At 40.9% G+C, this 5,887-nt stretch carries 6 protein-coding genes and 2 pseudogenes; 1 reads left to right on the top strand and 7 read right to left on the bottom strand.

Annotation, left to right across the window (positions count from 1 at the left end):
* Positions 1 to 696: pseudogene (locus tag AC1DWN_RS25850) on the bottom strand (hypothetical protein); the annotation flags it as partial.
* 144 nt (positions 697 to 840) lie between these two features.
* Here AC1DWN_RS25850 and AC1DWN_RS25845 point away from each other — a divergent pair.
* On the top strand, positions 841 to 1,050 hold the full coding sequence (locus AC1DWN_RS25845) for a DUF2536 family protein (RefSeq protein WP_477561761.1): 210 nt from the start codon (positions 841 to 843) through the stop codon (positions 1,048 to 1,050).
* Between the two features lie 92 nt (positions 1,051 to 1,142).
* On the opposite strand, the gene mnhG is transcribed toward AC1DWN_RS25845, so the two are convergent.
* The 6 genes and pseudogenes from mnhG to mbhE form a co-directional block, all read right to left on the bottom strand.
* Positions 1,143 to 1,514, bottom strand: coding sequence for a monovalent cation/H(+) antiporter subunit G (gene mnhG, locus AC1DWN_RS25840; protein ID WP_477561762.1), 372 nt, complete (start codon positions 1,512 to 1,514; stop codon positions 1,143 to 1,145).
* A complete protein-coding gene (locus AC1DWN_RS25835) occupies positions 1,498 to 1,782 on the bottom strand; it encodes a Na(+)/H(+) antiporter subunit F1 (protein WP_477561760.1) in 285 nt (94 codons plus the stop codon). The genes mnhG and AC1DWN_RS25835 overlap by 17 nt, the downstream gene beginning before the upstream one ends.
* Positions 1,779 to 2,114, bottom strand: a pseudogene (locus tag AC1DWN_RS25830) (Na+/H+ antiporter subunit E); the annotation flags it as partial. The pseudogene AC1DWN_RS25830 and the gene AC1DWN_RS25835, both read right to left, overlap by 4 nt.
* Positions 2,115 to 2,138: 24 nt before the next feature.
* On the bottom strand, positions 2,139 to 3,617 hold the full coding sequence (locus tag AC1DWN_RS25825) for a Na+/H+ antiporter subunit D (protein WP_477561759.1): 1,479 nt from the start codon (positions 3,615 to 3,617) through the stop codon (positions 2,139 to 2,141).
* Positions 3,610 to 3,948 (bottom strand): Na(+)/H(+) antiporter subunit C, encoded by a 339-nt coding sequence (locus AC1DWN_RS25820; protein ID WP_477561758.1) that lies wholly within the window; start codon positions 3,946 to 3,948, stop codon positions 3,610 to 3,612. Before AC1DWN_RS25820 ends, AC1DWN_RS25825 begins: the two co-directional genes overlap by 8 nt.
* A 2-nt stretch (positions 3,949 to 3,950) precedes the next feature.
* Positions 3,951 to 5,887 (bottom strand): hydrogen gas-evolving membrane-bound hydrogenase subunit E (mbhE, locus tag AC1DWN_RS25815; RefSeq protein WP_477561757.1); only part of this gene is annotated, 1,937 nt, incomplete at its 5' end.

The following is a 5,887-nucleotide window of genomic DNA, read 5'->3' as shown; positions in this document are numbered from 1 at the left end:
ACAGGGGTCTGTAGAGAGTAGGACGGACAATTGTAGGATCATAAATGCTGCAACCGCTTTTAGCACAGGTATTATATTCATAGGAATGTAATTATTTTCAGGAGAAGCAATCCCCTTTGAATGAATGGTAGCTGATGCATGCTTAGAAGCAATGGCAGCAAGTGCAATAACGATCGGGATACCGCATGTTTTGAAAGCCTCAACTACTACTAAATATGGCGAGAATAACGCCGGTTCAGCCAATATGAATAATTCGCCTTGAAGGAATGGAGATTGTGACGGTGAAACGAGGAAAATAGCAATATACGCAAAAACCGCTGATGGTATAAAAAATGGAATAAGAAACAAGGAAGCAAAGGTTTGTCTTAACCATTTGGAACGTATACTGCTTAGAGCCAATGCTATTATGAATGCCACTATACCGCTCACCAATATGTACCCCATTTTTATAACTAGCGTATTGGTGAAGACTTGAAAAAAGTCGCGTTCATTGAACAAATTAGTGAAGTTGTTAAAACCGACCCATTCGCTTTTAAATAAACCTATGAACACTTTATAATCAGTCATTGACAATATAAAACCGTATACAAGAGGCCCTATTTTAAAAATTAATAAGAGTATAAATGCTGGAATAACAATAAGGTAGTGAAACTTATATTTCCATATCCTTTGCGATAGCGATAAATCRTTTACCATTTCATGTACCTCCTCCTAATTCGTCCCAATTATAACCTCTTATTATGTAATTGTCATTGATAATATGATTGGTAACCTCAACAAACGCCATGTATAATAAAGAAAAAGTTACAATGAACGCTATAATCGACAGGAGATAAAGATATGGATTTTCGCTTAGATTTATTAGAAACTAAAATTGAATTTTTCGAAGCTTATGACTTAAAAACATTAGAGCTTAAAATCGACCAGCAGGTTCAAAATAACAAAGYGCTTATGCTCGATGTATTTTCCATCAATCATCATGCTGTGTTCAACCACAAGACAGAGAAATTACATTATACGGCTGTCGTGCATTTTAAAGCTAAGAAATAATATGTACATATGCTGCATTATAAAAGACCATTACCTCTCTACAAACGAGAAGCAATGGTCTTTTTATTGGATGATTCATTATCGAATCGAAATTACTTCTTAGTCACTTTTTTAGGTATAGCGTCATAATTAAGGTCATCGATAACGCTCTTCTCCCATAGTGGAACCCCTGTTCGATAGGCCGCTCTTCCATTCATGTGTCCGGCAACCGGTGATGTAATGAACACAAACAAAATGCCTAGAAGCAGCTTCACACTAACATGATCCAAATAAAGCATAAAATAGAGGAACCCTCCAAAGAGTATAAAAAGTACGCCTAATGTTGCACTTTTCGTTGCTGCATGAGACCGTAAATAGACGTCAGGCAGCCTGATTAGTCCAAACGCACTTAACACGCAAATCAAAGATCCGGACAAAATCAACAACCCAATCAGCAGCTCTCCGATTTCACTTATCGTCTCCATGCTCAATGACGACACCCCTTTCGATATATTTTGAAAATGCTATTGTACCGATAAATGCAAGAATTCCTATCAACAAAATAATGTCCATATAGGCAACGGTTTTGAGCAGCATACAAATAACTGTGATCATCGACAATAAGATAACGCCAATCGTATCTAATGCAGCGATTCGGTCTGCCATAGATGGACCTTTAAGCAGACGGTACATGCAGCCGGCAACTGAAAGCGATAATAGGATCAATGAAGTCGTCAGAAACTGTGTAATCATGACCGGGTCACCTCCGTGATTGCATGCTCGAAGCTATTTCTAATCTGTTCGGATAGTATAGCTACATTTTCTATATCCATGGCATGAATATATAAAGTACGTCCATCATGAGATACGTCTAAAGTAAGCGTCCCTGGGGTCAAGCATATGAGACAGGAGAGCACCGTTATTTCCCAATCCGATTCAAGCTCCGTGTGGTAGGCGAAGATTCCTGGATGTATGGCAAGCTTCGGACGAATGATCTGTCCGATTACAGCGAAGCTCGATAGAAACAGCTCTTTGTTAAACAGAATCAGCAGCTTGATTAAAGGCCAGATTTTTTTGATGTAAAATACGATTTGYATGACCATCTCCCACTACTCCTTTAATACGGCGTCAATATAAATGGCCGGATTGATCAGCGTATCCCCCGCTACCGAAACAAACTGGCACACCCATTCTGAGCCAAGCCCCATAAGAATTACAACCAGAAACAGTCCAAACGCAGAAAATGTCATTCCTCTACTTATGATAGGAATCTGTCCTAGGTGCGGCTTCTCTTCTCCCCAGAATGCGAGCATGAAAATTCGGATTAAAGAATAAAGCACGATTAGACTTGAAGCCAGCGAAATTGCCGTTAACCAGTAAGACTGATCATATAATCCACCTCGGATAAGCATCAACTTGCCTGCAAAACCGCTAAATGGCGGGATTCCAGCAATAGCTAATGTCGCTATTAAAAACATCCACCCCATTAATGGGAACCGTTTGATCAGGCCGCCCATTTCCTTAATCTGATTGGTACCGGATGCTTTAATAATCATTCCACCCAAAATAAACAGCAGCGCTTTGGCAATCATGTCATGCAGCAAGTAAAATATAGCGCCATCCAACGACTCCTTCGTAGCTACACTCAGTCCAAAGGCGATGAAGCCGACGCTGATTATGACATTGTAATTCATAATGCGATGGATATCAGAATAGGCAACCGCCCCAATCGCACCTAAAATCATGGTGGCTGCAGCCATCCATCCGATCCAGCTATGTGTCACTAACGGCTCATGATAGAAAATGAGGGTAAACATACGTATTAGCGCGTACAAGCCTACCTTAGTCAGTAATGCACCGAACAAGGCAGTAACCGCTGCTGGCGGAACACTGTAAGAGCCTGGCAGCCAGAAAAACAGGAACAAACCCGCTTTAAGCGAAAAAACAACGATAAATAATATGGCAATAACGTTTAGTACGCCACCCTGACCCGCTTCAGCTACACGAAGTGATAAGTGTGCCATATTTAGCGTTCCAACTACACCATACAAATAAGCGACCGCTGCAACAAATAATGTTGACGAAATAATATTGATTAATATATATTTTAACGTTTCACGAAGCTGACGTTTTGTTCCGCCTAATACGATCAAGGCATAAGAAGATATGAGCATAACCTCGAAGCAGACAAACAAATTGAACAAATCTCCCGTAAGAAACGAACCCGTTATGCCAACTAGCAAAAATTGAAAAAACGGATAGAAGTAATAACGCTCTCTCTCCTTGCCAATGCTGTTAAACGCATAAAACAAACAAAATGAACTTACGATTGCAGTGGTAAGCACAAGTATTGCGGAGAGCATATCGGCTACGAACACTATACCATAAGGCGGCAGCCAGCCTCCCATATGCAGCGTCTGAATCCCTTCCTCGCGAACCTTGTACAAGATCATACAGGCAACACCTACATTAAGAACCATGCTTATAACGCTAATCCATTTTTGCAGTGTCACCTTATTGTTTAGAAAGATAAGGATAACAGCTGTACACAAAGGAATTAGGATCGGAAATACTAGTAAGTTATTCATCCTCCTGCCCCCTCAGCTGTTCCATATCATCCGTCCCCAATTTCTGATACGCCTTATAGGCTAACACAAAGAAAAATGAGGTTACACCAAAGCTAATAACGATCGATGTAAGGATGAGCGCCTGCGGCAATGGATCGACGTATGACGTTATTTTGTCTCCAAGCAGAGGTGCCTCACCTGTCTTCAAACGCGACATGGTCAGCAGCAGCAAGTGAACGCCGTGCGTTAGAAGGGAAGTGCCCAATATAATGCGGAGCAAGCTCTTCGATAATATAAGATAAACACCGACCGTGAAAATTACACCAATCGCAAGTGACATATATAATTCCATTGCTACTTATCCCTCCCTATCGTCAAAATAATGGTCATCGTAATACCAACCACAGTTAAATACACGCCCAAATCAAACAATAGCGCAGTAGCCAGCTCAACATGTCCAATTAACGGAATATCAAAGTAATCGAACGTATGGCTTAAAAATGGCGCTTTGAAGAAGAAGGACCCTATACCTGTCAGCAAAGCGGTCGATAGTCCTATTGCCGTCACTTTACGAAAGTCGAGCGGCATTACTTTCTGGATCGTTTTCATTCCATAAGCCATGGCAACTAATACAAATGCCCCCGACGTTATAAGACCTCCAATGAACCCTCCGCCTGGCTTATTGTGACCGACATAAAATAAATAAAGAGAGAATATCAAAATCATAACGACGACGGGTTTTGAAATTGTTTTAAGAATAACGTCATTACTTTTGACTGTAGCGATAGGATATTCGTGTTCTCTCTCTTGCTTAGGCTGCTTTTCTTCCGCCTTAGAATCAAGCTTCAGCTTGATTAGAGCATAAATACCTAATGAGGCAATTGCGAGCACTACGATTTCAAATAACGTATCGAAGCCTCTAATATCAACGAGTATAACGTTCACGACATTTTTTCCGCCGCCCAAATTATAGCTTTCTTTGAGGAAAAAGTCGGAAATAGACTCGAATGACCTGCTGCTGCTAGCACTAAGTGCAATAAGAGTCATAACTGTTCCGACTCCGAGCGCAATCAGAAAATTTGATAGCTTGAATCGTAAAGCTGTTATTTCCTTTTTTAATTTAGGCAGATGATAAAAGCACAGGAGAAACAACGCAACCGACACTGTTTCTACGACCATTTGGGTTAACGCCAAATCCGGCGCACGGAAAATAACAAAAAACAAGGTTACCATGTAGCCAGCCGTTCCGGTTAAAATAATGGCCATTAATCGCGACTTGGCAAATGGCACAGCAATAACTGAAATTAAAAGCACCGCTATAATAATAGCCTCGTATGCCGACATTGGCGCATAGTTTGAGCTGTCAAACGAAATATTCGCAGAGCTTGCCATTGTAATACCTACGGCTGCAATTAGAAAAACAAATATGTAGATGACATAGTGACGAATTGAACCTGTCATATACGTATTCGTTATACGATTGGACCAGCGATCAAGCAATTGGAGACCGGAATCATACATCTGATTTAATGAGATTCGATTAATAACAGGCTGATTGAGTATTTTGTAACGTTTGTGAAGCTTAAACAAAATAATCCCTAATAGGACAACACCAATCGTCATAAAAATCTCAGTCGTCCAACCATGCCAAAATTGAATTTCCACTTCAAAACGATCGCCCGAGTTTAGCAGCTTTGGATGAATCGCCGCCATCGCTGGTGCTATCAATGAATAGGCTAGTATATTTGGAAACAGTCCGAACACAACAGCTAGAGAAGCTAATACGATGGGTGAAATCAACATCCCTGTCGGTGCTTCATGAGGCTTTTTCTCCAGTTTTTCTAGCTGTGCTTTACCAGTAAACGTTCTGAAAAGCAGAATCATGCTGTATCCAAATGTAAAAATGCTGGCAATCCAAGCAATGAGCGGAAATAGCACACTAAGTGTCTGCATGTTCCAAATATCCATTTCCATATTATTCAGCACTGCCGTAAAAAACATTTCTTTACTTAAAAATCCATTAAACGGTGGCAATCCTGCCATAGAGAAGGTCCCAATTAAAGCGATCGAGAAARTAACTGGCATGAGGGACATTAATCCGCCAAGCTTTCGAATATCTCTTGTTCCCGTTTCGTGGTCTACAATGCCCACAACCATGAACAAAGCACCTTTGAACACGGCGTGATTGATCAGATGGAAGATAGCCGCCATCGTAGCCTTCGCATAAAACRGGGAGTCACTCGTTCCCATGTAGAATGCAGCCGCAGATCCAAGTCCAAGCAAGCTCATTA

This window comes from Paenibacillus sp. P4_A7 (assembly GCF_056402455.1).
This window is presented reverse-complemented; position numbering and strand designations above follow the sequence as displayed.

Excerpts from the sequence above, each read along its gene's own strand:
- mnhG (WP_477561762.1), bottom strand. The coding sequence starts at position 1,514 with ATGGAGACGATAAGTGAAATCGGAGAGCTGCTGATTGGGTTGTTGATT.
- AC1DWN_RS25835 (WP_477561760.1), bottom strand. The coding sequence starts at position 1,782 with ATGATTACACAGTTTCTGACGACTTCATTGATCCTATTATCGCTTTCA.
- AC1DWN_RS25825 (WP_477561759.1), bottom strand. The coding sequence starts at position 3,617 with ATGAATAACTTACTAGTATTTCCGATCCTAATTCCTTTGTGTACAGCT.
- AC1DWN_RS25820 (WP_477561758.1), bottom strand. The coding sequence starts at position 3,948 with ATGGAATTATATATGTCACTTGCGATTGGTGTAATTTTCACGGTCGGT.